Here is a 25674-nt window from a genome sequence, read left to right as displayed (position 1 = left end):
AAATTAATTGGCTATATTTCAGTAATGCCTCAATTTTATCTTCCCGGACCATGGGAATCCCAAAAGCCGACCGCCCTAACCCCCGAGGTTGCCCACCATTTGCGCGTAAGACGCATCCAAGTTGGGGAATTCTTCCCAGTATTTGATGGAAATGGCCAAGTAGCTCAGGGCGAACTCCTCTCTTTGAGCGGAAAAGCAGGTCAAGTTCAGCTGACGGATATCCGCACCGATACCCACCGCGAGACCCCATATGCCATTACTTTGGCTCAAGGACTAGCTGGGGGAGACAAAATGGACTGGATTGTCGAAAAAGCCGTCGAAACGGGCGCACAAAACATCGCGCCGATGCAATGCGAGCGCTCCATTTTGAAACTCACTCGCTCTAGCGATTTGGAGCGCGCCCAAAAACGACTTGCTCACTGGCAAGGCATCATTCAAGCCGCTTGCGAACAATGCGACCGAACAGTCTTTGCCAATTTAGAGCCAATACAAACATTTGAAGAATATTTAAAAGCAAGTCCAAAACCTACTCTTAAGCTGCTACTAAGTCCCGATGCTACAAAAAGTATGTATTCTGTACTTTTAGAAAACAATCCTCAAGATATTGTCTTAATGATTGGGCCGGAAGGCGGGCATTCTCCCGAGGAAGAGGCTCAGGCAGAAGCTGCAGGCTATCAATTAGTTTCCCTTGGTGAACGGGTCCTGAGAACTGAAACCGCAGGCGTGGTGGCCATTACAGCCGTTCACAGCGTGTGGAACCCTGAAATGCAAAATCGCCTCAAGTGAGGCGATTTATTGAGCTACTAGGGCCTTAGCGATTAAGCGAAGGAGTAGAAGACACGATACGGTGTTCGGCGCTCAGCCCAGAAATCAACCGCATCACGGAAAACATCCAAGAGCGTTTCACGAGCTTCTTTGTCAAACTTCTGTGTGCAAGGTAAACCTTCAAGCACCACAACAAAACCAGGTTGTGGACCAGACTTATCAACCGTAGTGGTCAACGCATCTAACAAAGGATCGTAGTTCTTAGCCTGTTGCTTAGTCAGGGAGTATGCAATCGCAATGGACTCCAAAACTTCACCCTTAGTCATTGCATTTGCGCAATTGGCATAAATGAAGTGTTGACCCAACTCAGTTGCCGCTTCCTGCAAGTCAGGAGTGCGGAAAGCACGAATAGATTGCACGATATTAGGGCGCACACTGCGCAACATTGCCGGCGGTCCGGCATCGCGAACGGCCAAAGCGGCACGCCAAGAAGCTGTCACTTTTTTCCCCGAAACTTGATTTGCTGCATAGGTTTGTAAACGAGATAAACCGCCTTCAGCATAAATATTGGCCGCGGATGACTCAGTTTCAAGTCGATCATTGCTATCCCAACTTTCAGCACGGCTATGTTCTTCGAAGCTGGCTGTATTGCTGTTTTCAGAGCGATTATTCATGATGGGTGCTAGGTTACCCGTAACACGCCACCAAATCAAGCCCAAATACAGTGCATTTTATGTAACACACTGATTTATATAGAAATAAATTATGTAAGCTATCACTAACTTACATAATTTACCGATACTTTAGATGCTTAAGAAATGCCTCTGGCGTTACTTGCCGCCTCCACAACTGCCAAAGTTGTCACATTCACAATACGGCGAACCGTAGCTGCTGGAGTCAGAATATGAATCGGTTTAGCTACACCCAATAACAATGGGCCAATTGCAATGCCATTTCCTGCGGCTACTTTTAACAAGTTGTAAGAAATATTTGCAGCATCGATATTTGGCAGCACCAAAAGGTTAGCGTCACCCTTCAAAGGAGAGGAAGTGACAGTGCCAGAACGAATAGCTTCATCCAATGCGCTATCACCATGCATCTCGCCGTCAACTTCCAATGTTGGGTCAGCCTTTTGCAGCAATGCCAATACTTCGCGCATCTTGACTGCAGATGGCGCATTGCTAGAACCAAAATTGGAGTGGGAGAGTAATGCCACTTTAGGGGCAAGGCCTAGCTTTCTCATTTCACTAGCGGCCATCAAAGTGAGTTCTGCTAACTCACAAGCAGTTGGATCAATGTTGATATGGGTGTCGACCAAAAATACTTGGCGGCCTGGCAAAATCAAACCAGACATTGCGCCGTATACATTTGCACCTGGCTCGCGTCCAATCACTTCATCGACATACTTCAAGTGGGTTGCTAAATTGCCCACGGTTCCAGAAATCATGCCATCGGCCATACCCTTTTGAATCAAGAGACTGCCGATCAAACTGTTGCGACGACGTACTTCTAGCTTAGCGAATGATTGGGTGACGCCCTTGCGCTCAGTCAGTGCAAGGTAGGTTTGCCAGAAGTCACGGAAGCGTGAGTCATTCTCAGGATTAACAACCTCAAAGTCATCGCCCGCCTTCATGCGCAAGCCAAACTTCTCAATGCGATGCTCGATCACCGCAGGACGACCAATCAAGATTGGAGTCGCCAAGTGCTCATCGATGATGATCTGCACTGCACGCAATACGCGCTCATCTTCACCCTCAGCAAACACAATCCGTTTTTGATTTGCAGGCACACGCTTAGCAATGCTAAAGAGTGGCTTCATCAAAGTGCCAGAGTGGTACACAAATTGTTGCAACTGATTGCGGTATGCATCGAAATCTTTAATGGGGCGTGAAGCAACACCATCATCCATTGCTGCTTTAGCAACAGCTGGAGCAATCACCGTAATCAAGCGGGGATCAAATGGTTTTGGAATTAAATACTCTGGACCAAAAGAGAGGTTCTCAATACCGTAAACCGAAGCCACAACCTCGCTCTGCTCAGCCTGGGCCAACTCGGCTACGGCCTTCACCGCTGCGACCTCCATCCCACGAGTAATGGTTGTTGCACCCACATCCAAAGCACCGCGGAAGATGAATGGGAAACACAAAACGTTATTTACCTGATTTGGATAATCGGTACGGCCAGTTGCCATCACTGCATCTGGACGAACCGCCTTGACCTCTTCAGGCAGAATTTCTGGGGTTGGATTTGCTAAGGCATAAACCAATGGCTTAGGCGCCATCTTCTTCACCATGTCTTGCTTTAAGACACCGCCCGCAGAGAGACCTAAGAAAATATCGGCGCCTTCAATTGCTTGATCGAGCGTGCGCAAATCTGTCTCTTGGCAGAATGGCTCCTTCTCTGGATCCATTAATTCCTTACGGCCTTTGTAAGCAACGCCCGCTAAGTCAGTCACCCAAATATTTTTACGTTGGATACCTAAATCCACCAATAGGTCTAAACAGGCCAATGCTGCTGCACCGGCTCCTGAGGTAACCAGCTTGACGTCTTCAACCTTTTTACCAACCACCTTCAAACCGTTGAGGATAGCGGCTGCCACCACAATCGCAGTACCATGCTGATCATCATGAAAGACTGGGATCTTCATGCGCGCTTGTAACTTACGCTCAACCACAAAACAGTCAGGCGCTTTAATGTCTTCTAAATTGATACCGCCAAATGTTGGCTCAAGTGCAGCAATGATCTCCACCAATTTATCAGGATCGTTTTCATTGACTTCGATATCGAAAACATCAATGCCAGCAAACTTCTTAAAGAGAACCGCCTTACCTTCCATCACTGGCTTACTTGCCAGCGGTCCAATATTTCCTAAACCTAAAACGGCTGTGCCGTTTGTGATCACACCAACCAAGTTTCCTTTCGCAGTGTATTTGAAAGCATTCGCAGGATCTTTTACGATCTCTTCACAAGGCGCTGCAACACCAGGCGTGTATGCCAGCGCTAAGTCTCGTTGATTGGTCAGTTGTTTGGTGGGGGCAATCTCAATTTTGCCCGGAGTTGGAAACTCATGGTACTGAAGGGCTGCCTCTCTTAAGGCTGCAATTTGTTGCTCTTTATTATTTTCTTTGCTCATTCACTAGCTCACTAAGTTCTGTCTTATCTACGCTTATCTAAGACTTATAAGAGTTCAATTCTATTCCTCTCGGGCATTTGCCACATAACAGCCATAAAATAGGGTATGCCTTCTCATTTCAAACCCCTAGGGGAATTTGACCTCATCGAGCGTTTTTTTAAAATGGGTGCAGATTCCTTGCGCACAGATGCAGATCAAGCAATCGTCTTAGGCATTGGCGATGACTGTGCCCTCATCAAACCTCAAGCAGACGAAGAGATCGCCATTACCAGCGATATGCTGGTGGAAGGCCGGCATTTTTTTGCTGACGCTGATCCAGAACAATTAGCTCGCAAAGCCCTAGCAGTCAACCTTTCAGACCTAGCTGCCATGGGGGCTAGGCCACTTGGGTTCACTTTGGCAATTGCTCTCCCAGCAATAAATGAAGCCTGGCTAGAAGCTTTTTCTAAGGGGCTTTTCGCAACTGCCAAACAATATTCTTGCCCTCTCATCGGTGGCGATACCACCGCTGGCCTGCTAACGATCTCCATCACTGCTTTTGGCGCCACCCCTGTCGTCAAGGCCATTCGTAGATCCGGGGCAAAGCCTGGCGACGACATTTGGGTGTCTGGTGCAGTAGGGGATGCAAGGCTTGCTCTTGCTGCACTGCGTCATGAAATCAAACTATCCAGTGAAGATTTACAGCAAGTTGCACACCGCATGCATCAGCCAAGTCCTAGAGTTGAATTAGGTATTCAGTTACGAGATGTTGCAAGCTCAGCCTTAGATATATCGGATGGCTTATTGGGTGACTTACGCCACATCCTGAAGCGGTCACAAGTTGATGCACAAATTCAATTGGAGCAATTGCCAAAATCGATCACACTACAAAAGCAAGATGTTTCTATTCAGCATCAATTTGCTGCGTGCGGTGGTGATGATTACGAACTTTGCTTTACGGCATCCCCAAGTCAGCGTGACAAAATTCAAGCGATGAGTAAATCACTCAACCTACCTTTAACAATCATTGGAAAAATACTCCCGAAAAAAGGAATTGATTCAAAGCTGTACCTCATCAATAGTTCTGGTGCGGCCATGAGTGATGCAGAGGTCGCGCCCTTTCTAAACTCATTTGATCACTTTGCATGATGACCAATATTGAGCCTTCTGCAGAAGTGAAACCAAACTTCAAATGGGTTTTTCAAAACGCTAGCCGCACGCTTGCCTTTGGCTTTGGTAGCGGTCTAAGCCCTATAGCCCCGGGCACCGCAGGCACCCTCTGGGCTTGGGCAGCCTTTCTGGTAGGTGAATACTTCTTTAGCACTGAGGACTTTCTTTGGATTATTGGCGGTGGCATTTTTCTGGGTTGCTGGATCTGCGGTCAGGTTAGTGAAGAGCTTGGCAAAAAAGATTTTGGTGGCATTGTTTGGGATGAAATCGTCGCCTTCTGGCTGGTGCTCATCTTTATCATGCCGACTAGTATTTGGATGCAAATCATTGCTTTTGCACTATTCCGCTTTTTTGATGCCATGAAACCTGGCCCCATTGGAGTAATTGATCGTCATTTCAAAAACACTGAAACTGATAGTGCACAGCAATCTACTTACTTGCAAATCATTTGGCGTGGTTTTGGAATTATGGTCGACGATCTTGCGGCGGCTTTTTGTACGCTGTTGGTGATGGCTCTAATACAGTTTTTAATTCAATAAAGAGCGTCAATGAACGCAACTGATCTCACTAAAACTCTCGCTCAGATTTTGCTCTCCAGAAATTGGACAGTGTCATTAGCCGAATCCTGTACTGGCGGCCTAGTCTGCGCAACACTAACCGAACTAGCGGGCTCCAGCGAATGGTTTGAGCGTGGCTACATCACCTATAGCAATGAGGCAAAAACTGAATGCCTCGACGTACCAGCCCAGCTCATTGAAACTTATGGGGCTGTTAGCGAACAAGTGGCTAAGGCAATGGCCGAAGGTGCCCGGATCAATTCAGGGGGTAATGTGGCTATTTCTATTACCGGCGTAGCAGGTCCATCCGGCGGGTCAGCAGAAAAACCAGTGGGAACAGTCTGTTTTGGCTGGGCTACCGAGAATCAAACTCTCACTAAAACTGTGCACTTTGGCGGAGATCGTCAAATGGTGAGACAACAAGCAACTGAATTTGCACTTGCTGAATTAATCGCCCTACTTAGAAATTAAGTAAAGAGTAGCTTTACCAATATTTACCAATACCGCTTACTTCATCCAGCCCTTGCTGTGGAAATACCAAAGTGGAATGATTGCGGAAACTACCATCGCACCAATCGCCATTGGATAACCCCAAGTCGCATCTAACTCAGGCATGTGTTTGTAGTTCATACCCCAAACACTGGCCAGCAATGTTGGCGGCATTAAAGCTACTGATACCACCGAGAAGATCTTAATAATCTTCGATTGGTTCAAGTTAATGAAGCCGACGGTCGCATCCATCAAGAAGTTAATCTTGTCGAATAAGAAGGCTGTGTGGTTTTCTAGAGAGTCAATGTCACGCAAAATTTGACGGGCTTCTTCTTGCTGCTCATCAGAGAGTAACTTGCTGCGCATCAGGAAAGACAAGGCTCTACGGGTATCCATCACATTACGACGAATACGACCGTTGGTATCTTCTTCTTTGGCAATCGTCTCGAGAACTTGCTCTGCATCCGCATCATTGATGTCGTCTTGCAGAACCCGCTTACCTGCTTGCTCGAGGTTTTCATAAACCTCTTCCAAAGCATCCGCAGAGTACTCAGCATCAGTTGAATACAAGTCGAGTAATACATCTTTTGCGTTGCTGACTGATCCAGGGCGCAGACGCGCACGTAAGCGAACCAAGCGGAACACTGGCAAATCTTCGTCATGAATAGAAAACAACACCTGCTTAGTAAGAACAAAAGCAACTCGAACGTTACGAGAAGTCTCTTCTTCATCCAATAAGAAATCGGTACGAATATGGAGATGACCATCGTCTGCTTCAAAGTAACGCGCAGATGCTTCTAAGTCACCCAAGTCATCTAACTCAGGCAAGAGCACGCCAAATGCCTCTTTAATCCAGATTAATTCCTCTTCTTCTGGATCAACCACATCAATCCAGATAGGATTGGCATATTGCAACAATTCATTGCGATCTTCCACTTGCTCTTGAGAGAGGCGGCCATTTTGCAGGACGAACAAGTTGATCATGGTGAACTCCTAAGGAATGTGCGCTAGTTTATCCTATAGAACATGACAGTTTCACTAAAATAAGCCAAATCCAATGAACTCTCGCTCAAATACCTTTAACCAGCAACTCCAGTCCGCATGGGCTTCCCAAGGCAGCATGCTGTGCGTTGGTTTTGACCCAGATCCTAAGCGCTTACCCCTTAGCCTGCAGGGGAAACCGGAGGCTATCTATGAGTTCTGCCGCGAAATCGCTGATGCGACTGCGGATCTGGTCTGTGCCTTCAAGCCCCAGTTTGCCTACTTTGCCTCCCAAAGAGCTGAGGCTCAACTAGAAAAACTAATCAAGCATCTCAAAGACAAATACCCTCACATCCCAGTCATCCTGGATTCCAAACGTGGTGATATTGGTAGCACCGCAGACCATTACGCTCTTGAGGCCTTTGATCGCTATGGTGCCGATGCGGTAACCGTGAATCCCTATATGGGCTTTGACACGATTGAGCCCTACCTCAAGCACGCTGGTAAAGGCGTCATTGTCTTGTGCCGCACATCGAACCCCGGTGGATCTGATTTGCAGTTTCTGAACGTAGCTCCAAATGGTGAGCCACTCTATCTTCATGTAGCCAAACTCGCTGCGCAACAATGGAATAGGACTGGTCAAATCAGCTTAGTAGTTGGAGCAACCTTCCCAGAAGAAATCGCAAAAGTACGCGCTATTGTTGGGGAGATGCCTTTATTGATTCCGGGAATTGGCGCTCAAGGTGGCGATATTGATGCCACTGTCAGCGCCGGAAAAATAGCTGGGAAGCCAGGAACCGGAATGATCATCAACTCTTCTAGAGCCATTCTGTACGCTAGCTCTGGTGCTGATTTTGCTCAGGCAGCTAGAGCGATCGCCATGAGCACGCGTGACTCACTCCGGGCTGCTGCGAGTAAGTAATTTAGCAAGCAACTAAAAAGTTCTTACTTCTTTGGGTAAGGCGCTAGCGCCACGCGATCCATACCTTCCAAGATAAATTCTTGGCGAGCAGCATAGTTAATACTTCCTCGACGGCAATACTGTTGCTTATCAAAACATTTGGGTGCAGGCAGTGCTGAAGCTAGAGCAGCCGCTTGCTCTCGATCCAAAGCAGCAGGACTTATGGCGTAGTAATGCTGAGATGCGGCACCAACTCCAAAAATACCCTCACCCCACTCTACTGAATTGAGATAAATCTCGTACAGTCTTTGCTTCGAAAGTATCAACTCTAAAAGCCCAGTAATAACGAGCTCTTGCCCTTTGCGCAAATAGTTTTGTTCGGATGAGAGAAATAAATTCTTGGCTAACTGCTGAGTGATAGTCGATCCGCCTCGTAAGGCGACTTTAGATTTATTGCCCGCCTGGCTTTTTTGCTGACTCTGTTGTTGATTTTTTTGCCAAGCTTTTTGCATATCCTCCACCCGCACCCCTGGGTGCTGAAAGAAGATATCGTCTTCACTGACTAAGACAGCACGCTTGAGATTATTGGAGATCTTGTCATAAGGCACCCAATGAGATTGCACTGCACATGTCCAATGCCAGGAGCATAGACGCCAACGCTCCGCCCTCTGAAAAGCGGTACTACCTGGATCTAAGCTCACCCATAATGCAATCTGCAAGGCAAAAAAGAGTTGCATTGCGATGAATCCCGCTAACAAACACTTCACTGGATAAAGTAGCCAGCGCATTGGAGAAAATTAGCTACGTAGTTCAGCCAAGACAGCGCGTGGGTCGATGGCGGATGCCAATTGCGCACCCCGCCAGAGTAAGAATGCATCTGCCGCTTGCTCAACTAGCATGCCCAGACCATCGCTGACGCGTGCCCCTCTTTGCAGTGCCTGCTGCATAAAAGCCGTTGTTTTGCCGTAGACCATGTCATAAGCGAAGGAGCTGGGCACAAAAATATTAGCTACCGCTTTAGATGTCAGAGGTGACTCATCAGTTAAACCTGCAGCAGTAGCATTAATGACCAAATCAAATGGATATTGAGTTTTAGCAACATCTTCCAAATCAGCCAATGTCCGAGACTCTAACGCCACCTCTTTGGATGCCGCCAAATCTGCGAATAGCTTTACTAGCTCATCTGCCTTCGTACTCGAACGATTGGCAATAACGAGTGATTTAGGAGATTGTTCTAGCAAAGGGCCAACCACCCCTCGTGCGGCCCCACCAGCACCAATCAAGAGTATGCGAGCGTTATGCAGCGCAATTCCCTGCGCAAGCAAATCACGCACTAGACCAGCGCCATCCGTGTTGTCACCAAAAATTTTGCCTTCTGTTTTCCACAAGGTATTAACAGCACCTGCTAATTGCGCACGAGGCGTTAATACATCAGCTAGATTTTGTGCGTCGAGCTTGAATGGCACAGTGACATTCATACCTTTTCCGCCTGAGGCGAAAAACACTTTAGCAGCTTGAGCAAATGAATCTGCTTCTGGTTGAAGACGGCCATAGTGCATACGCTGATTTGCTTGTTCTGCAAACCGTTTGTGAATGGCAGGGGATTTACTATGAGAAATCGGATTTCCAGCCACGGCATAAACATCCACGCCAACAAAAAGGCTGGGATCGGTATGCATGAGAGTGGTATCGATGGAACTCATAATGACTACAGAATAAGCGAATTTACGAAGTTCGTTAAATTGCTTTAGTGACGTAACTCTAAACGATCGACCCCGTCACGAGCGAACTCGAAAGTCGAAATCCAATCTAAAACGTCGATTTGATTACGCATTTCTGAAGGAAAGGGCCCAAATGGTGCCGAGGCTCTCACAATTGCTAGGGCCTGCCTATCTAACTCAGGGTTGCCTGAGCTGCGACCAATGGAGAGCCCGTCTTTGCCTTGGGCATTTGTGGTGATTCTGCCTTGGTTATCAACGCTGACGACGATCACCAAACTCCCATATAGAGGACGACCGTTTGCCCTTGGGAAAAACGCACTGCCATAAGCCTCAATCTTTTGGCGCATGGAATCGTAATAATGTGCAAAAGAAACCGCCTTGGTATTGGCGCCAGTCAATACTTTACGTCTAGGCTCTTTGCCATCAACCTGAAGTCGCTTAGCTAACTCAGCCTCCAGGGAATTTAATTGGGGAGCAATTTTTTGCTCATCCCCACTCTTACGACCGCCCGATCGACTGCGTTGTTCATCTAATTTGGCGAGCATTTGTTTCTGCTGCTTCTCTAAAACCTCAAGTCGCGCTTCTGCACCCAATCTTGCGCGGTGCAATGCAGTGGCCTCTTGAGTTTCTGATTTGTCACCACCCTGCAAATCAGCCTGCGCCAACTTGTTCGCTTTTTGAGGTGGAGTTTTATTGCTAGCGTTGACCAAAACCACGCTCAATGGCGTATTGAGTCTGCGGCTCTGAATCTCTCCAACGCCCCAACGAAAAGATAAGAAGACGATGTGGATCAGAATAGAGACGCAGAGTGCAAAGCGAAATGGATAGCGGTTCCAAGCGCTGCGCAGGTAACGCAAGAACCTAGCTAGTCCTTCAGGACATGGAAATTCCAGTGATTTAATCTGGGTCAGCATCTTCTACGGGACTATCTGAAGGTTCAGACTCCACAGCCTTTTCAGGAGTATCGGCTTTTGCTTCAATCTCCAGCACTCGAACACCAGCACTCAACTGCAATAAATCCACATCTGTAATGACGACTTCTGCACGGGTCATGCGCGGATGCGTTGCCAATTCAGGAATGGATAGATGCAGAGGAACTAATTCCACTCGAGACATACCTTCCTTTAGATGGCGAACGAGCACAGTCTTCGACTCGCCATCTTGAGTGACCCAACGCAAGCACCAATACTTTTCCAGTCGATCTTGGAATTCTCCATATGCCTGATAGCAAGATTCAAAATCGGCAGCGATGCCCATCAAGGTTGCATCACGCGGTGGAAAAGGCGCAACCATCTTGGCGGTTACACCATGCTTTGCCAGCGCAATGAGTTGCCATTGATTCACTAAATCGGAATAGCGACGCAAAGGCGAAGTACACCAGGCGTAGTAATCTAACCCCAAGCCTTCATGTGGCCCAGGAGTGGTTTGCATACGTGTACGTAACGGACCCCAACCTTTTTGGGTTCTGAATAACCCTGGCAATCCATGGTCAGCAAGAAGCTGGCCAGAAGCGCTGTTACAGAAGATCATCCATTCGGCAACAATGGTATCCAAGATGGAGCCACGTTGACGTGGGATGATTTCCACGCGCTTGAGTCCATCAATATCCTGAATCTGAAAATGAAAGTCTCTCGCTAAAGTATTTGGATCAGCAAGGCCTAAATGCTCAGCACGCAAACCATTAGCAACCCGCTTTTCTTGACGACCCGCATGCAGCAGTTTGGCGGCTTGCCATAAGGTCGAAAGCTCTTTGCGATAAGGATAGCTTGCACCCTCATCCAGCAAGCTTTCCTCGCTGATAAGATGCTCAATGTCCTCTAAACGCAAGTTCGCGGCGATTGGCACCATCTCTGCGCGCATCTGCAAAGTATCTCTATTGGCTACGCCATCAGCATCAATATCCACATAGATTGATAGAGCCGGTCTAGGCATGCCTTCATCTAATGAGAATTGCTCAATAACTGAATCGGGCAACATCGTAATTTTGTCGCCCGGGAAGTACACCGTAGACATACGATTGCGGGCGACTTGATCCAAGGGATCGTCTTTTGTGATCGCCAAACCGGGGGCGGCAATATGAATACCGATCCGATGACCGCCATCCATTGGGGTCACCGATAAAGCATCATCAATCTCAGTGGTACCAGAGTCATCAATAGAGAAGGCCTGGACATCTGCGAGCGGTAGGTCAGCAATAGCGGATGCATATGCGGCTTGATCAACCCCAACAGCTGGGTTGTGATCCGCACCACTCGGAAAATGCGCCTTCAAAAACATTCCTTGGTGGTAGGCCAAAGGTGACTCAATAGCACCACAACGAATCATCAATTGGGCTGGAGATTCACCAGTCTCGGTACATGCAGCAATCAGCGCTTTGTACGCAGAGGTATTTTTATCGGGTGAAAAAAGTAATTGCTTGGCTGAAGACTTGAGCGTTTCAGGGAAGGTTCCAGCAACCAACTCTTGTTGCCAAACGGATTGTTGTTCAAGCTCTTTTTGCTTGCGCTCTAAAGCAGCTAGACCAGCCTGTAGTTGCTCTAGTGGCGCCCTCTGAAAGCGCCCGCGCCCTTTGCGGCGGAAAAACACTGGGGCGCCCTGCAAGGCAATTGCCAGAGCAACTTGTTGAGCAATACTCGCCTGTGATCCAAAATACTCATGCGCCACATCTACCAAACCAAACTCTTCATCTGGTGCGCAATCCCACAAAAATTGCAAATCAATATCCGCGGTGAGTGTGCCAGCCTCATCCATCACAGCCTGAGCTTCTGGTTTCTCAAAGCGCAGCCAAACCTCTTTTGCCTTGAGCTTAATCTTTTTGCCAGAAAGGCTGGTCGCCTGCCAAGACTCGGCATCGCCAGAGCCTGATGCAGACTGGACTGTGGCGATCTTAATATCGCCACCTTCTTCATATAACAGATTCATGCTTAGAGCGAGATCCCGCCGCTAGCCTCTAAAGCCACTCCATTGACATAGCTCGCCTCATCGCTCGCTAGGAATAAATACACATTAGCCATTTCGGTTGGAGTGCCCAAACGTCCAAGCCAACTACGCTTTTCAATGTCTTGCAAAATATTTTCTGGCATGGCTTTGACCATCTCAGTTGCAATAAAGCCAGGACAGACTGCATTCACCCGAATCCCCTTGGGTCCAAGCTCGCGTGCCCATGTTTTAGTAAAACCAATGACACCAAATTTTGTAGCTGAGTAATTGGTTTGGCCAAAATTACCGTATAGACCCACTACGCTAGAAGCATTCACTACTGCGCCAGAACCTGCCTCAAGCATATGTGGCACGACTAGTTGAGTGCAATTGAAAACACCCTTGAGGTTGACATCTATCACCGTATCAAACTGCGCTTCGGTCATCTTAATTAAGCGTGCATCTTGTGTAATGCCAGCGTTATTAATCAAGATATCAATACGTCCATGCTTTTGCATTACCTGATCAATTACAGACTGAATACTGGCGCGATCAGTCACATTCATAGCGTAGCCTTCAGCGTTAGGCGTTTGCGCAGCTGCGCCATTCACCGCTTCCTGGTTAATATCAGTAATAATGACCTTTGCGCCCTCTTGAGCAAAACGCTGCGCTGTAGCAAAACCAATGCCTTTAGCAGCGCCGGTAATGATGGCTACTTTGTCTTTTAATCTATCACCCATTTTTTGCTTTCTGTTTTGTGTTTGTTTTTACTTTGCGGAAATGGCTTTTAATAGTTTTTGATGTACGCCACCAAACCCACCATTACTCATCACTAAAATGTGATCACCCGGCTTAGCCTCTTGTGCTACCGCCTTCACTAGAGCATCAAGATCATCAAATACATGCGCCTTATCCTGCTCGCGAGTATTGAGTGGAGACAACACCTCTGCCAAGTCCCAGCCTAAAGACTCTTTACCAGTATTGGCACCATAGGCAAATACTTTATCGGCCGCCTCCAGACTTCCAGGGAGTTGAGCTTTCATCACACCAAGCTTCATCGTGTTGGAACGCGGCTCCAATACCGCCAAGATGCGCGCTTTACCAACGCGTCTACGCAGACCATCAACCGTTGTCGTAATTGCTGTTGGATGATGCGCAAAATCGTCGTAAATAGTAATGTCATTTGCAACGCCAACCGTTTCCAAACGACGTTTTACGTTCTTAAATTCATCTAAAGCTCGAGCTGAATCTTCTGGAGAAATGCCAATGTGATTAGCAGCAGCAATTGCTGCAAGTGCGTTTAATTGATTATGTCTACCCATCACACCAGAGTCAGGCGCCCACTTTACAGTTGCCACTTCTTTGCCAGACTTGCGCACAATAAAGCCATCAGCCTCTTGAGAAATCAAGGACCATTCATTATTGAGCTCTTGCCCAAAGCGCTCTAAAGGTGCCCAGGCACCACGGGAAATCACACTTGCCAATGCCGGCTCTTCGCCATTTACCACCAATAAACCGTCACCCGGAACGGTACGCACCAAATGATGGAATTGGGTTTCGATTGCAGCAAGATCAGCAAAAATATCAGCGTGATCAAACTCTAAATTGTTTAATAAAGCGGTGCGTGGACGATAGTGAACAAACTTACTACGCTTATCAAAAAAAGCCGTGTCGTATTCATCGGCCTCGATTACGAAATATTTGCTCTCACCTAAACGTGCAGAGACTGTGAAATTCAAAGGCACCCCACCAATGAGATATCCAGGCTTATAGCCATTGAATTCCAAAATCCACGTGAGCATGGCTGAAGTTGTTGTCTTGCCGTGCGTACCAGCAACAGCCAAAACATGACGCCCATACAAAACTTGTTCACCCAACCACTGCGGTCCAGAAATATAGGGCAGCCCTTGGTTGAGGATTGCCTCCATCAATGGATTGCCACGAGAAACCACATTGCCAATCACAAATAAATCGGGCATGGTCTCAAACTGAGATAATTGATCGGGCGAGAATCCCTCAATCAGTTCGATGCCTTGAGCTTCAAGCTGCGTACTCATTGGTGGATACACGTTGGCATCGCAACCCGTAACGCGGTGTCCAGCCTGCCTCGCGATTGCGGCAATGCCGCCCATGAAAGTACCGCAAATGCCCAAGATATGTATATGCATTAGCGAATTTTAGCGAAGGAGTTGCAATGAACCGCAGACAATGGATCATCATCATCGCAATTAGCCTTTTGGCACTAATTTCAGGTGTACTGACTTCGCAATGGATTTATAAAACTGGCTTAGCCAGCGACCCCGCTGTAAAAGCATTTTTTGCCAATTCTTGGCAAACTCCGAATGGAAAAACTGCGGATAGCCAAAAATGGCAAGGGAGAGTCCTGGTTGTGAACTTTTGGGCCTCCTGGTGCCCGCCTTGTGTTGAAGAAATGCCCACTTTGGACAAGCTTCAACAAGAGTTTTTGCAACAAAATGTCTTATTTGTAGGCATTGGTATCGATTCACCATCTAATATTCGCGAATTTCTCTCAAAAACCCCAGTTGACTATCCCATTGTGATTGGCGGTCTTGAAGGAAGCAATCTCTCCAAGCAACTTGGAAACTCCCAAGGCGCACTTCCTTACACCATCATCATCAACGCCAAGGGTAAGGCAACATACAGTAAATTAGGAAAGATAAGCGAAGATGATGTTAGAAATGCTATTAAATCTGCCTTATAAGCATTTTTAACCTAATTTAATTCATTCTCGCCAATTCAAAATTGCCTAATTATTAAGCAATCAATTCACTATTTTTCAATAACTGTATTCAAAAGTTTCGAAAATTCTTATTTTTGAAGCAATTTTTTGACCCTTACCCATCTTTATAAAGGTATACTTCTCTCATAAGCAATCGAGCATGAAGTGATTTAGCAAATTACGCTTAACTGCCTCTAAAAACAGGGATCTATGTCGAAAAAAGCTTCAATTCTCGTAATTCAGGGTCCAAACCTAAATTTATTAGGCACCCGTGAACCTGATGTTTACGGTAAAACCACACTAGAAGACATTCACCAAAAGCTGGGTAATCTGGCCAAAACCCAGTCTGTTGACCTAAGCACCTATCAAAGCAATCATGAAGGCGAGTTAATTGACCGCATTCAACAGGCCAAACAAGATGGGGTTGATTTCATCATCATCAATCCAGGCGCGTTTACCCATACCAGCGTTGCCTTGCGCGACGTATTGGCCGGAGTGGCTATTCCATTCACCGAAGTACACCTATCCAATATTCACCAGCGCGAAGAATTCCGCAAGCATTCTTACCTGTCCGATATAGCAACTGGAGTGATTTGCGGTCTTGGCGCTATTGGCTATGAATTAGCACTGCACGCAGCGATTGCGCGTTTGCAGAAATAAAACTACTGAAAGAATTACAAGAGAGGAAGCACTCGTATGGATCTAAGAAAACTTAAAACCTTAATCGATTTAGTCTCTGAATCCGGTATTTCAGAATTAGAAGTCAATGAAGGTGAAGATCGCGTTCGCATTGTTAATGCTGGGTCTAGCGCTCCAACTGGTCAGGTGGTCTACGCCAATCCAGCACCAGTGCAAGCCATGCAAGCTGCGCCAGCAGTTAGTGCTCCAGCTCCAGCCGCAGCTGCTGTTGAGGCGCCCGCCGCTGAAACTGGATTTGTAGCTAAGTCACCGATGGTTGGCACTTTCTACCGCGCTCCAAACCCTGAATCTCCAAACTTCGTCAATGTCGGCGATACCGTAAAAGTAGGTCAAACGCTTTGCATCATTGAAGCCATGAAGCTACTCAACGAAATCGAATCCGAGCATGCGGGTGTGGTCAAAGAAATTTTGTGTGAAAACGGTCAAGGCGTTGAATTTGACCAGCCGCTCTTCATCATTGCTTAGTGCATCTTCCTTGGTCACCATTTGATCCATTCCAATTCACCGTTACTTAACTCAGAGCCGACATGTTCGATAAGATTCTGATTGCCAATCGGGGAGAAATTGCTCTCCGCATCCAACGCGCATGCCGCGAGTTGGGAATTAAAACTGTTGTGGTCTATTCCACCGCAGATAAAGAAGCCAAATATGTAAAGCTAGCTGATGAGGCAGTCTGTATTGGGCCAGCTCCATCTCCATTGAGTTACCTCAACATGCCAGCAATTATTTCGGCGGCTGAAGTAACTGATGCAGAAGCAATCCATCCTGGTTATGGCTTCCTCTCTGAAAATGCCGACTTTGCGGAACGCGTTGAGAAATCTGGTTTTGCCTTTATTGGGCCTACAGCAACATCGATTCGCCTCATGGGTGACAAGGTTTCAGCCAAACGCGCCATGATTAAAGCTGGCGTACCTTGCGTACCAGGATCGGAAGGCGCACTACCGGATAATCCAAAAGAAATTATTGCCACAGCAAAAAAAGTGGGCTATCCAGTAATTATTAAGGCGGCTGGCGGTGGTGGCGGACGTGGTATGCGCGTAGTTCACACCGAAGCGGCACTCATCAATGCGGTAAATATGACACGTGAAGAAGCGGGTCGTGCTTTTGGCAATCCAGAAGTCTATATGGAGAAGTTTTTAGAAAAGCCTCGTCACGTAGAGATTCAGGTTTTGGCCGATACCCATGGCAATGCGATTTGGTTGGGTGAGCGCGACTGCTCCATGCAACGCCGTCATCAAAAAGTTATTGAAGAAGCACCGGCTCCTGGCATTGATCGTCGTTTGATCGCCAAAATTGGTGAGCGCTGTGCAGAAGCCTGTCGCAAAATTGGGTATCGCGGAGCTGGTACCTTTGAATTTCTCTACGAAAACGGGGAATTCTTCTTCATTGAGATGAATACCCGTGTTCAGGTTGAACACCCAGTCACTGAAATGATTACTGGTGTGGATATTGTTCAAGAACAAATTCGTATCGCCGCAGGCCTCAAATTAAGTTATCGCCAAAAAGACATCGTTTTCCGTGGCCATGCAATCGAGTGCCGCTTAAATGCAGAAGATCCATTTAAGTTCACCCCAAGCCCCGGCAAAATTGGCTCATTCCACATGCCAGGCGGCCCTGGGATTCGCGTTGATTCACATGCTTACAGCGGTTATGTGGTCCCATCAAACTACGACTCCATGATTGGCAAATTGATTTCTTACGGTAATACTCGTGAGCAAGCAATCCGTCGCATGCAAATTGCACTTTCCGAGATGGTGATTGACGGCATTACAACGAACGTCCCCCTTCATCGAGAGCTGATGCTCGATCCCAATTTCATGGAGGGTGGTACCAGCATCCATTACTTAGAGCATCGCTTAGAAGAGCAAGCTGCAAGTCGCGGTAAGTCCTAAGTGATGGGAGCGCCACATGCCTTATCGTGAACTGGTATTCACGGTAGCCGCTGAAATCGCTGAGCCTTTGGGTGATGCGCTTTTGGATTTGGGCGCACTATCCGTTACCGTTGAAGACGACGCTGCCGGTGGCTATGATGAAAACCCACTTTATGGGGAGCCAGGACTTCACCCTGAAGTGCAAGCTTGGGACAGATCAGCAGTCACCGCTCTCTTTAATCCTGAGATTGATGCATCCGGTAGCGCAGAATTTATTCCAGAACTGCTTACGTCACTCAAAGACGCCGGTTTCCAGCTGAGTGCACCTCTTGAGAAAACCATTGAAGAGCAAGACTGGGTAAGACTCACTCAGAGTCAGTTTGCACCCATTCAAATTGGTGAACGTATTTGGGTAGTACCCTCCTGGCATGATGCGCCAAGCGATCCGAATGCAATTTGCCTAGCTGTCGATCCAGGCTTGGCGTTTGGTACGGGAAGTCATCCCACGACACATTTATGCCTACTGTGGCTTGAGCAACAACCTAATTTACAAAATCAAAGTTTGCTTGATTATGGTTGCGGCTCAGGAATTTTGGCTATTGCCGCTGCAAAACTCGGTTGCAATCCAGTGATTGGTACCGATATTGATCCTCAGGCCATGGTTGCCGCTCGCAGTAATGCAGAAATCAACAACGCATCTATTCGTTTTGTATTGCCTAATGAAGGCGCACCTGAGCTCGCCGCTGAAACAAAATATGACATTGTGATGGCCAATATCTTGGCTAATCCACTGCAAGTGCTTGCTCCCGCATTGGTCAACAAGATGAAAGTTGGTGGACGTATTGTTTTGTCTGGGATACTCGCCCGCCAAGCAGAAGAAGTGATCGCAACTTACAGTCAGTGGCTCAAACTCTCCGTTTGGAAAGAGAGCGAAGGTTGGGTTTGTCTCCATGGAAGCCTAAATACCGATCTTCCTAGCAACAAAGAAACTGTTTTTGCTGCACCTGCTCAAAAAAAAAGTCTTAAGTTAGTCCTATGCGCGGCCCTTGCACTTCTCTTGTTCGTTTTTGGCGAGCATCTTTCCAGAAATTCATTGCTTCCCGCATTAGCACCGCGAGTTGATGGAACATCCAATACAATTTCAGTAAATGCATTTCAGGTATTGCAACGAATTGATGCAAAACTTTGTCGCGCACTAGGATGTCTAGATCGCTCTGTGAGCGATTTTTCTGCGTGGAAAATAACTTCAGCCGCATTATCAACAGAAAACGCACGAGAGGGGCTTAAAAGCGGCGCAAATCAATCTCTGTTGCAAGTAGAGATACAAAATCGTCTCGCTATAGCAGTTTTGCCGCCAAATTTAGAAATTTCTTTAACCGATGCAGATGAATCCGAGATCCAATCACTGCAATTCACTCCACAAGAATGGTTACCAAAAAATTGGCAGGAGGCGCATCCTGATTTTTTAAAAAAAGGTATCCCTTCTGGAGAAATTCTGCAGCTTGATTTGCCGATTTCCTTACCGCCAAATGCTGCGGGCTATCGCGTCCGAGTGCTTTACCCCTAAGTTGGTTTATTGAAACCCCATTTACCCCTTTATTTATAAAAGAAAGTAATTTATGGCTAGCTTAATCTGTGGCTCCATCGCCTACGACACCATCATGAACTTTGAAGGCAAATTTGCCGATCAAATTCTGCCCGAGCAAATTCATATTCTGAACGTAGCCTTCTTGGTCCCAACGATGCGCCGTGAATTTGGCGGTTGCGCAGGCAATATTGCCTACAACCTAAATCTTTTGGGTGGTGACCCGATCATTATGGCCACCGTAGGGGGTGATGCTGCACCGTATATGAACCGCCTTGAAGAGCTCAAGATTGATGCAAGCCATATTCGCCAGATTGATCAGGCATTTACTGCACAAGCGATGATCACCACTGACCAAGCCAATAATCAGATCACTGCTTTTCATCCAGGAGCCATGGGTGAATCCCACCTCAACCAAGTTGCCGCAGTAGTTGCAGAGCGCAGCAAGAATGCCAAAGGTCCAGCAAAATTAGGCATCGTTGCTCCCGATGGGCGTCAAGGTATGTGGGAGCATTGCCATCAACTAGCCGATGCCAACATTCCGTTTATCTTTGATCCAGGCCAAGGCTTACCAATGTTTAATGGCCCAGAACTTCTGGAACTAGTCGACATTGCCAGCTATCTAGCCGTAAATGACTATGAGGGCGAGATGCTTTCCCAAAGAACGGGCTTGAGCTTGGCAAAAGTGGCTGAGCGCGTCAAAGCACTCATCGTGACCAAAGGTGCTGAAGGCGCCGATATTTATTCCGAAGGTAAATGCATTGCGATTCCACCGGTTCCAGCAGCCAAAGTAGTTGATCCAACCGGTTGCGGAGATGCGTTCCGCGGTGGATTGCTGTTTGGTCTGGAAAACGGCATGGATTGGGAAACTACCGGTCGCCTTGCAAGCTTGATGGGATCCATCAAAATTACTCACCAAGGACCACAAAACCACCAACTTAGCAAAGATCAGATCATCGAACAATTTAAAACGGCATTTGGTTTTAGCTTCTAAGCAAATATAGCCTGGGACATTCCAGACTTACAGATTCTTATTAACTTCTGAATCGGGAAATAAAAAAAGGGGTCTCTATTGAGACCCCTTCTAGTAACACCCGTCTTTAGCCGAAGCTTATGGACGTGTGCCAGTTGGGAAGGGCCAAGTAGCGGCAGATGATGCTAGTGCAGCTTTCTTAGCCGCGGGCTTTTTTACAGCAGCGCCCGCTTTCTTCGCAGCAGGCTTACTTACTTTTTTTTTGCTACGCGCTTTTTAGCTACTTTGCGAGTTGCTTTTTTAGCAGCTGGCTTTTTAGCAGCAGCTTTTTTAGCAGCTGGGCGCTTTTTAGCTACTTTTTTAGCAGCTGGCTTTTTAGCAGCAGCTTTTTTAGCAGCTGGGCGCTTTTTAGCTACTTTTTTAGCAGCTGGACGCTTAGCAGCAGCTTTTTTAGCAGCTGGTTTCTTTGCAGCAGGTTTTTTCTTTGTTGCCATGTGTGTTACTCCTTCACGTGAGGATTAGTACAAAACTACATTAAGAAGACCCGACCATCTAATTCCGCTAGGTTTTGCAACCTTTTGGAGCTGACGAGCGAGCCATTCATCGGCGCGCGGCTTGATGCTAGGTGCTGCACGCTAATGAATCCTGGAAAAAAAGCCGTGGCCCCGAAGGACAACGGCTTCTTAAATGTGCTGGAAAAAATAGAGAGGATAGCCCAGACACCCTTGAGCAAGGGTTTTCGGATTTGAGTCTGTTTTTGCTGACTTCTTAAACTATCCAACCGTCTAATCTCCAATTTAGCCGGCTATGCGCTTACTTACTCCTTACTACTCCCAACTTAGCGCACCGCCAGTTTGATACTCAATAACGCGTGTCTCAAAAAAGTTTCGTTCTTTTTTCAGATCAATCATTTCTGACATCCATGGAAATGGATTCTCTTCATTTGGGAACATCGCGTCAAGTCCTATTTGCAAACATCTGCGATTACAAATGTATCTTAGGTACCCTTTGAACATCGGAGCGTTCAATCCGAGCACTCCTCGAGGCATCGTATCTTCGGCATAACGGTACTCTAATTCGACTGCTTTTTCGAAGATCGATTTGATCTCGTCTTTGAACGCAGAAGTCCATAAGTGCGGGTTCTCCAGCTTGATTTGGTTAATCAAATCAATACCAAAATTGCAGTGCATAGACTCATCACGAAGGATGTATTGATACTGCTCAGCAGCACCCGTCATTTTGTTTTGACGACCCATTGCAAGTATTTGCGTAAAACCAACATAAAAGAACAAACCTTCCATTACGCAAGCAAAAACAATCAAAGAACGAAGCAGTTTTTGATCGTTTTCTAATGTGCCAGTCTTAAATGTTGGGTCGGTGAGCACATCAATAAATGGAATAAGGAACTCATCCTTAGCGCAAATGGACTCAATTTCGTGATACGCATTGAAGATTTCGCCTTGGTCTAAGCCTAAAGATTCCACAATATATTGGTAGGCGTGAGTATGAATTGCCTCCTCGAAAGCCTGGCGCAATAGGTATTGACGGCACTCTGGAGCAGTAATTTGGCGATATGTACCCAAAACAATATTGTTTGCCGCTAAAGAATCGGCTGTAGTGAAGAAACCGAGATTGCGTTTAATGATGCGACGCTCATCTTCGGTTAATCCATTTGGATCTTTCCAAAGCGCGATATCGCGGTTCATGTTGATCTCTTGTGGCATCCAGTGATTGGCGCAACCAGCCAAATACTTCTCCCAAGCCCACTTATATTTAAATGGTACGAGCTGATTTACGTCGGTTTTGGCATTAATAACCCGCTTATCAGCCACATTCACACGACGAGTTTCAACTCCAGACGCAGGCGCGCTTTGTGTTTGCGCTACTGCTGGCGCAGCAGCTTGAGGTGCTGCCATCGCCACTTGGTCTGGTTGTGGACGTTGTGGCTCCGCTGCAACCGGCTGCGGCGCAAGGCCAGCTTTCGCTAGTGCTGGAGCAACTTCCTCTTCCCAATTCAACATAACTTTCTCCTAATTTCTTCTTTTCTTATCTCTGACCAATAGGCGAATCGCTTATTGGCATGCTTCACATTCTTCAAATCCAGCATCACCTGGGCGCATTGTGCAAACCGGACCATCCGCTTCAACACCACCAGCTGCAGCAGCTGCGTCAGTACCATTCACCCCACCACCGCTAGAAACGGAGTTCAATTGACCGCTAGCAACCGTCGACTTCTCAACATGGGTTGCAGCCATCGTGCGGAGGTAATAAGTAGTTTTGAGGCCGCGCAACCATGCCAACTTATAGGTGTCATCCAATTTCTTACCAGAAGCACCAGCCATGTAGATGTTCAGCGACTGCGCTTGGTCAATCCACTTTTGGCGACGGGATGCTGCTTCAACTAACCAGCTTGGCTCAACCTCAAAGGCGGTTGCATACAAATCGCGTAAATCCTGAGGAATGCGATCGATCTTAGATAAAGTGCCGTCAAAGTACTTCAAGTCAGCAATCATCACTTCATCCCAGAGGCCGCGATCCTTCAAATCACGTACCAAGTACTCGTTTACTACCGTGAATTCGCCAGAAAGGTTGGATTTCACGAACAAGTTCTGGAATGTGGGTTCAATACAAGCAGAAACGCCAATGATGTTTGAAATCGTTGCTGTTGGCGCAATTGCCACGCAATTGGAATTGCGCATGCCGTGTTGCTTAATGCGTGCACGCAAGCCACTCCAGTCCATAGTAGTGGAGTTATCCACCTCTACATAACCACCGCGCTCAGCGGCCAACATTGCTACTGAATCTTGCGGGAGGATGCCGCGATCCCACAAAGATCCTTTGTAGGTGCTGTAAACGCCACGCTCTTCAGCCAATTCATTGGATGCTTGGTAAGCGTAGTAGCAAACTGCTTCCATCGAAGAGTCAGCAAACTTCACAGCCTCATCGCTAGCGTAAGGAATACGCTGCATATGCAAGCAATCCTGGAAGCCCATGATGCCCATGCCGACCGGACGGTGCTTCAAATTGGAATTACGTGCTTTAGCAACTGCGTAGTAGTTGATATCAATCACGTTGTCCAACATACGCATTGCAGTACGGACGGTTCTTTGGAGCTTCTCATGATCCAAAATCATCTTGCCATTGGCATCTGTAGTCATGTGAGCCGTTAAGTTCACAGAGCCCAAGTTACAAACTGCAATCTCGCTCTCGTTGGTATTGAGAGTGATCTCAGTGCAAAGGTTAGATGAGTGAACTACGCCAATATGCTGTTGTGGGCTACGGATGTTGCAAGGGTCTTTGAAAGTAATCCATGGGTGACCGGTTTCAAACAACATACCAAGCATCTTGCGCCACAATTGCTGCGCTGGAATACGGCGGAATGGCTTCAATTCACCACGGTCAGCTTTTTGCTCATAGGCAACATAAGCCTCTTCAAATGCTCTACCGAATTTGTCATGTAAGTCTGGTGTGTTTGATGGTGAGAACAAGGTCCAGTCGCCACCTTCCATCACACGCTTCATAAACAAGTCAGGAATCCAGTTGGAAGTGTTCATATCGTGTGTACGACGGCGGTCGTCACCAGTGTTCTTACGTAATTCCAAGAACTCCTCAATATCTAAGTGCCATGTTTCCAAGTAGGCGCAGACCGCACCCTTACGCTTACCACCTTGGTTTACAGCAACTGCAGTGTCGTTCACCACTTTCAAGAAAGGCACAACACCTTGTGATTTACCGTTAGTCCCTTTGATATGGCTGCCCAATGCGCGAACATTTGTCCAGTCATTACCTAGACCACCAGCAAACTTCGATAACAAAGCGTTTTCTTTCAATGCTTCGTAGATGCCATCCAAATCATCATCCACTGTCGTCAAGTAGCAGCTAGAGAGCTGCGGACGTGTGGTCGCTGAGTTGAACAATGTTGGAGTGCTGGACATGAAATCAAACGTAGAGAGGATTTCATAGAACTCGATTGCGCGACGCTCACGGTCGAGTTCATTTAAAGCCAAGCCCATTGCCACGCGCATAAAGAAGGCTTGCGGCATCTCAATGCGACGGTCTTCAATATGCAAGAAATAACGGTCATACAAGGTCTGCAAGCCAAGGTAGTTAAATTGCAAGTCACGGCTGGCATTCAAAGCTGCGGCTAAGCGTGGCAAGTCAAACTCACGCATACGAGGATCCAGTAACTCCGCAGAAATACCTTCGTTGATGTACTTCGCAAAATAGGTGCTGTACTCAGCTTGCATGTCGCCTTGCAACACTTCTTTGCCCAAGATTTCTTTACGAATCACGTGCATCAGGATGCGCGCTGTTACTTGGCTGTATGCAGGATCTTTCTCAATCAATGTACGAGAAGCCAAAATTGCAGAGTCATACACTTGCGCCATTGGCACGCCATCGTACAAATTCTTGATGGTTTCAGTGATGATAGGTGTGGCATCAATATGAGTGCCCAAGCCTTCACAAGCCGCCTCGATTACTGTGCGCAAAGCGGCCATATCCAACCACTTCTCAACGCCGTTATCGGTAACCTTGATACCGGACTCACCAGCTTGATTGGCTGTTTGCGCCTCTTGAGAAACTTCTTGTTGAGCCGCGCGTTCTTGGTTGCGCTTTTCACGATAGAGAACGTAGGCACGAGCAACGTTATGCTCACCACTACGCATCAAAGCCAATTCAACTTGGTCTTGAATATCTTCAATATGGAACGTTCCACCATTTGGACGGCTACGTAGTAATGCACGCACAACAGAATGGGTCAACTGCTCGACTTGTTCGCGAACACGAGCAGACGCCGCACCTTGACCGCCATTAACTGCTAAAAATGCTTTAGTTACAGCAATCGCAATTTTGGATGGCTCAAATGCCACAACGGACCCGTTACGGCGAATAATTTTGTAATCAGACAATTGGGTTGCCTGGGCACCACCAACACCACCTGCGACAAAGCTAGCGGAAGGGGCTTGATTCAGAGCGCCAACAGGGTTCATTCCTGGATTATTTGCTCCAGCGGATTGGTCTGCTGTCTGTGGATTGGCGTATGTCATGTTGCTCCTGCGTCTATATATAGTTATTTGGACAAAATATCGTTAAAAAACAATGGGGTATTGCTGGATTCAAACACTACATCTAGTGTCTTGAAGTGCATTAGGCACTAAGTATAGGGAAATATTTGATATTTGGTAAGCTA

At 47.1% G+C, this 25674-nt stretch carries 22 protein-coding genes and 2 pseudogenes; 12 read left to right on the top strand and 12 right to left on the bottom strand.

Annotation, left to right across the window (positions count from 1 at the left end; genetic code table 11):
- Positions 1–24 precede the first annotated feature (24 nt).
- Positions 25–786, top strand: a complete 762-nt coding sequence (locus tag ICV36_RS01235) for a 16S rRNA (uracil(1498)-N(3))-methyltransferase (protein ID WP_215400746.1) — start codon at positions 25–27, stop codon at positions 784–786.
- 32 nt (positions 787–818) lie between these two features.
- On the opposite strand, the gene ICV36_RS01230 is transcribed toward ICV36_RS01235, so the two are convergent.
- Positions 819–1439: a barstar family protein gene (locus ICV36_RS01230; protein ID WP_215400745.1), complete on the bottom strand. Its 621-nt coding sequence runs from the start codon at positions 1437–1439 to the stop codon at positions 819–821.
- Positions 1440–1576: 137 nt separating this feature from the next.
- Complete coding sequence (locus ICV36_RS01225; RefSeq protein ID WP_215400744.1) at positions 1577–3898, bottom strand: NADP-dependent malic enzyme; 2322 nt, start codon at positions 3896–3898, stop codon at positions 1577–1579.
- 105 nt (positions 3899–4003) lie between these two features.
- Here ICV36_RS01225 and thiL point away from each other — a divergent pair, with 105 nt between their 5' ends.
- The 3 genes from thiL to ICV36_RS01210 are packed head-to-tail and all read left to right on the top strand — an operon-like array spanning position 4004 to position 6075.
- Entirely contained in the window at positions 4004–5026 is a 1023-nt protein-coding gene (thiL, locus tag ICV36_RS01220) for a thiamine-phosphate kinase (protein WP_215400743.1), read from the top strand.
- Positions 5023–5586 carry a phosphatidylglycerophosphatase A gene (locus ICV36_RS01215; protein ID WP_251375039.1) on the top strand — a complete coding sequence of 188 codons (564 nt, stop codon included), beginning with the start codon at positions 5023–5025 and terminating at the stop codon, positions 5584–5586. Before thiL ends, ICV36_RS01215 begins: the two co-directional genes overlap by 4 nt.
- Before the next feature lie 9 nt (positions 5587–5595).
- Complete coding sequence (locus ICV36_RS01210) at positions 5596–6075, top strand: CinA family protein (protein WP_215400742.1); 480 nt, start codon at positions 5596–5598, stop codon at positions 6073–6075.
- A 36-nt stretch (positions 6076–6111) separates the two neighbouring features.
- Here ICV36_RS01210 and corA read toward each other — a convergent pair whose 3' ends face one another.
- Positions 6112–7077, bottom strand: coding sequence for a magnesium/cobalt transporter CorA (gene corA, locus ICV36_RS01205; RefSeq protein WP_215400741.1), 966 nt, complete (start codon positions 7075–7077; stop codon positions 6112–6114).
- Between the two features lie 73 nt (positions 7078–7150).
- Here corA and pyrF point away from each other — a divergent pair, with 73 nt between their 5' ends.
- The gene (gene pyrF / locus ICV36_RS01200) at positions 7151–7996 is read left to right on the top strand and encodes an orotidine-5'-phosphate decarboxylase (protein ID WP_215400740.1); all 846 of its coding nucleotides are present in this window, start codon (positions 7151–7153) and stop codon (positions 7994–7996) included.
- Positions 7997–8019: 23 nt separating this feature from the next.
- On the opposite strand, the gene mtgA is transcribed toward pyrF, so the two are convergent.
- The 6 genes from mtgA to mpl are packed head-to-tail and all read right to left on the bottom strand — an operon-like array spanning position 8020 to position 14783.
- Positions 8020–8763 carry a monofunctional biosynthetic peptidoglycan transglycosylase gene (gene mtgA, locus ICV36_RS01195; RefSeq protein ID WP_215400739.1) on the bottom strand — a complete coding sequence of 248 codons (744 nt, stop codon included), beginning with the start codon at positions 8761–8763 and terminating at the stop codon, positions 8020–8022.
- Positions 8764–8772: 9 nt separating this feature from the next.
- Positions 8773–9678 carry a shikimate dehydrogenase gene (gene aroE, locus ICV36_RS01190; protein WP_215400738.1) on the bottom strand — a complete coding sequence of 302 codons (906 nt, stop codon included), beginning with the start codon at positions 9676–9678 and terminating at the stop codon, positions 8773–8775.
- 44 nt (positions 9679–9722) lie between these two features.
- Positions 9723–10610, bottom strand: coding sequence for an energy transducer TonB (locus tag ICV36_RS01185; protein WP_215400737.1), 888 nt, complete (start codon positions 10608–10610; stop codon positions 9723–9725).
- Positions 10594–12618 carry a ribonuclease catalytic domain-containing protein gene (locus ICV36_RS01180; protein ID WP_215400736.1) on the bottom strand — a complete coding sequence of 675 codons (2025 nt, stop codon included), beginning with the start codon at positions 12616–12618 and terminating at the stop codon, positions 10594–10596. Before ICV36_RS01180 ends, ICV36_RS01185 begins: the two co-directional genes overlap by 17 nt.
- A 2-nt stretch (positions 12619–12620) precedes the next feature.
- The gene (fabG, locus tag ICV36_RS01175; RefSeq protein WP_215400735.1) at positions 12621–13355 is read right to left on the bottom strand and encodes a 3-oxoacyl-ACP reductase FabG; all 735 of its coding nucleotides are present in this window, start codon (positions 13353–13355) and stop codon (positions 12621–12623) included.
- A gap of 27 nt (positions 13356–13382) precedes the next feature.
- The gene (gene mpl, locus ICV36_RS01170) at positions 13383–14783 is read right to left on the bottom strand and encodes a UDP-N-acetylmuramate:L-alanyl-gamma-D-glutamyl-meso-diaminopimelate ligase (protein ID WP_215400734.1); all 1401 of its coding nucleotides are present in this window, start codon (positions 14781–14783) and stop codon (positions 13383–13385) included.
- Between the two features lie 26 nt (positions 14784–14809).
- Here mpl and ICV36_RS01165 point away from each other — a divergent pair, with 26 nt between their 5' ends.
- From ICV36_RS01165 to ICV36_RS01140, 7 genes and pseudogenes are all read left to right on the top strand, one after another.
- Positions 14810–15337, top strand: coding sequence for a TlpA disulfide reductase family protein (locus ICV36_RS01165; protein WP_215400733.1), 528 nt, complete (start codon positions 14810–14812; stop codon positions 15335–15337).
- 228 nt (positions 15338–15565) lie between these two features.
- A complete protein-coding gene (gene aroQ, locus ICV36_RS01160) occupies positions 15566–16015 on the top strand; it encodes a type II 3-dehydroquinate dehydratase (protein WP_215400732.1) in 450 nt (149 codons plus the stop codon).
- A 36-nt stretch (positions 16016–16051) separates the two neighbouring features.
- On the top strand, positions 16052–16519 hold the full coding sequence (gene accB / locus ICV36_RS01155; protein ID WP_215400731.1) for an acetyl-CoA carboxylase biotin carboxyl carrier protein: 468 nt from the start codon (positions 16052–16054) through the stop codon (positions 16517–16519).
- Positions 16520–16581: 62 nt separating this feature from the next.
- Positions 16582–17946 carry an acetyl-CoA carboxylase biotin carboxylase subunit gene (gene accC, locus ICV36_RS01150; RefSeq protein WP_215400730.1) on the top strand — a complete coding sequence of 455 codons (1365 nt, stop codon included), beginning with the start codon at positions 16582–16584 and terminating at the stop codon, positions 17944–17946.
- Between the two features lie 16 nt (positions 17947–17962).
- Positions 17963–18883 (top strand): annotated as a pseudogene (gene prmA, locus ICV36_RS10215) (50S ribosomal protein L11 methyltransferase); the annotation flags it as partial.
- 87 nt (positions 18884–18970) lie between these two features.
- Positions 18971–19492 (top strand): annotated as a pseudogene (locus ICV36_RS10210) (DUF3426 domain-containing protein); the annotation flags it as partial.
- A 52-nt stretch (positions 19493–19544) separates the two neighbouring features.
- Positions 19545–20504: a carbohydrate kinase family protein gene (locus tag ICV36_RS01140; RefSeq protein WP_215400728.1), complete on the top strand. Its 960-nt coding sequence runs from the start codon at positions 19545–19547 to the stop codon at positions 20502–20504.
- Between the two features lie 230 nt (positions 20505–20734).
- Here the strand turns inward: ICV36_RS01140 and ICV36_RS01135 are convergent, their stop codons facing one another.
- The 3 genes from ICV36_RS01135 to ICV36_RS01125 all read right to left on the bottom strand — a co-directional run bounded on the left by ICV36_RS01135 (position 20735) and on the right by ICV36_RS01125 (position 25474).
- Positions 20735–20977 carry a hypothetical protein gene (locus ICV36_RS01135; protein ID WP_251375038.1) on the bottom strand — a complete coding sequence of 81 codons (243 nt, stop codon included), beginning with the start codon at positions 20975–20977 and terminating at the stop codon, positions 20735–20737.
- A 333-nt stretch (positions 20978–21310) separates the two neighbouring features.
- Positions 21311–22504, bottom strand: a complete 1194-nt coding sequence (locus ICV36_RS01130; protein ID WP_215400727.1) for a ribonucleotide-diphosphate reductase subunit beta — start codon at positions 22502–22504, stop codon at positions 21311–21313.
- Positions 22505–22555: 51 nt separating this feature from the next.
- Positions 22556–25474 (bottom strand): ribonucleoside-diphosphate reductase subunit alpha, encoded by a 2919-nt coding sequence (locus ICV36_RS01125; RefSeq protein ID WP_371743213.1) that lies wholly within the window; start codon positions 25472–25474, stop codon positions 22556–22558.
- Positions 25475–25674 lie beyond the last annotated feature (200 nt).

The sequence above is a fragment of the Polynucleobacter sp. MWH-UH35A genome, assembly GCF_018687075.1.
Lineage (GTDB): Bacteria > Pseudomonadota > Gammaproteobacteria > Burkholderiales > Burkholderiaceae > Polynucleobacter.
This window is presented reverse-complemented; position numbering and strand designations above follow the sequence as displayed.

Bases quoted from the DNA above. Each gene is read 5' to 3' on its own strand.
- accC (WP_215400730.1), top strand. From the start codon at position 16,582: ATGTTCGATAAGATTCTGATTGCCAATCGGGGAGAAATTGCTCTCCGC.
- aroQ (WP_215400732.1), top strand. From the start codon at position 15,566: ATGTCGAAAAAAGCTTCAATTCTCGTAATTCAGGGTCCAAACCTAAAT.
- pyrF (WP_215400740.1), top strand. From the start codon at position 7,151: ATGAACTCTCGCTCAAATACCTTTAACCAGCAACTCCAGTCCGCATGG.
- ICV36_RS01180 (WP_215400736.1), bottom strand. From the start codon at position 12,618: ATGAATCTGTTATATGAAGAAGGTGGCGATATTAAGATCGCCACAGTC.
- ICV36_RS01215 (WP_251375039.1), top strand. From the start codon at position 5,023: ATGATGACCAATATTGAGCCTTCTGCAGAAGTGAAACCAAACTTCAAA.
- fabG (WP_215400735.1), bottom strand. From the start codon at position 13,355: ATGGGTGATAGATTAAAAGACAAAGTAGCCATCATTACCGGCGCTGCT.
- ICV36_RS01225 (WP_215400744.1), bottom strand. From the start codon at position 3,898: ATGAGCAAAGAAAATAATAAAGAGCAACAAATTGCAGCCTTAAGAGAG.
- thiL (WP_215400743.1), top strand. From the start codon at position 4,004: ATGCCTTCTCATTTCAAACCCCTAGGGGAATTTGACCTCATCGAGCGT.
- mpl (WP_215400734.1), bottom strand. From the start codon at position 14,783: ATGCATATACATATCTTGGGCATTTGCGGTACTTTCATGGGCGGCATT.
- ICV36_RS01125 (WP_371743213.1), bottom strand. From the start codon at position 25,474: ATGAACCCTGTTGGCGCTCTGAATCAAGCCCCTTCCGCTAGCTTTGTC.
- ICV36_RS01210 (WP_215400742.1), top strand. From the start codon at position 5,596: ATGAACGCAACTGATCTCACTAAAACTCTCGCTCAGATTTTGCTCTCC.
- ICV36_RS01235 (WP_215400746.1), top strand. From the start codon at position 25: ATGCCTCAATTTTATCTTCCCGGACCATGGGAATCCCAAAAGCCGACC.
- ICV36_RS01140 (WP_215400728.1), top strand. From the start codon at position 19,545: ATGGCTAGCTTAATCTGTGGCTCCATCGCCTACGACACCATCATGAAC.
- accB (WP_215400731.1), top strand. From the start codon at position 16,052: ATGGATCTAAGAAAACTTAAAACCTTAATCGATTTAGTCTCTGAATCC.
- aroE (WP_215400738.1), bottom strand. From the start codon at position 9,678: ATGAGTTCCATCGATACCACTCTCATGCATACCGATCCCAGCCTTTTT.
- corA (WP_215400741.1), bottom strand. From the start codon at position 7,077: ATGATCAACTTGTTCGTCCTGCAAAATGGCCGCCTCTCTCAAGAGCAA.
- ICV36_RS01230 (WP_215400745.1), bottom strand. From the start codon at position 1,439: ATGAATAATCGCTCTGAAAACAGCAATACAGCCAGCTTCGAAGAACAT.
- mtgA (WP_215400739.1), bottom strand. From the start codon at position 8,763: ATGCGCTGGCTACTTTATCCAGTGAAGTGTTTGTTAGCGGGATTCATC.
- ICV36_RS01185 (WP_215400737.1), bottom strand. From the start codon at position 10,610: ATGCTGACCCAGATTAAATCACTGGAATTTCCATGTCCTGAAGGACTA.
- ICV36_RS01135 (WP_251375038.1), bottom strand. From the start codon at position 20,977: ATGGCAACAAAGAAAAAACCTGCTGCAAAGAAACCAGCTGCTAAAAAA.
- ICV36_RS01165 (WP_215400733.1), top strand. From the start codon at position 14,810: ATGAACCGCAGACAATGGATCATCATCATCGCAATTAGCCTTTTGGCA.
- ICV36_RS01130 (WP_215400727.1), bottom strand. From the start codon at position 22,504: ATGTTGAATTGGGAAGAGGAAGTTGCTCCAGCACTAGCGAAAGCTGGC.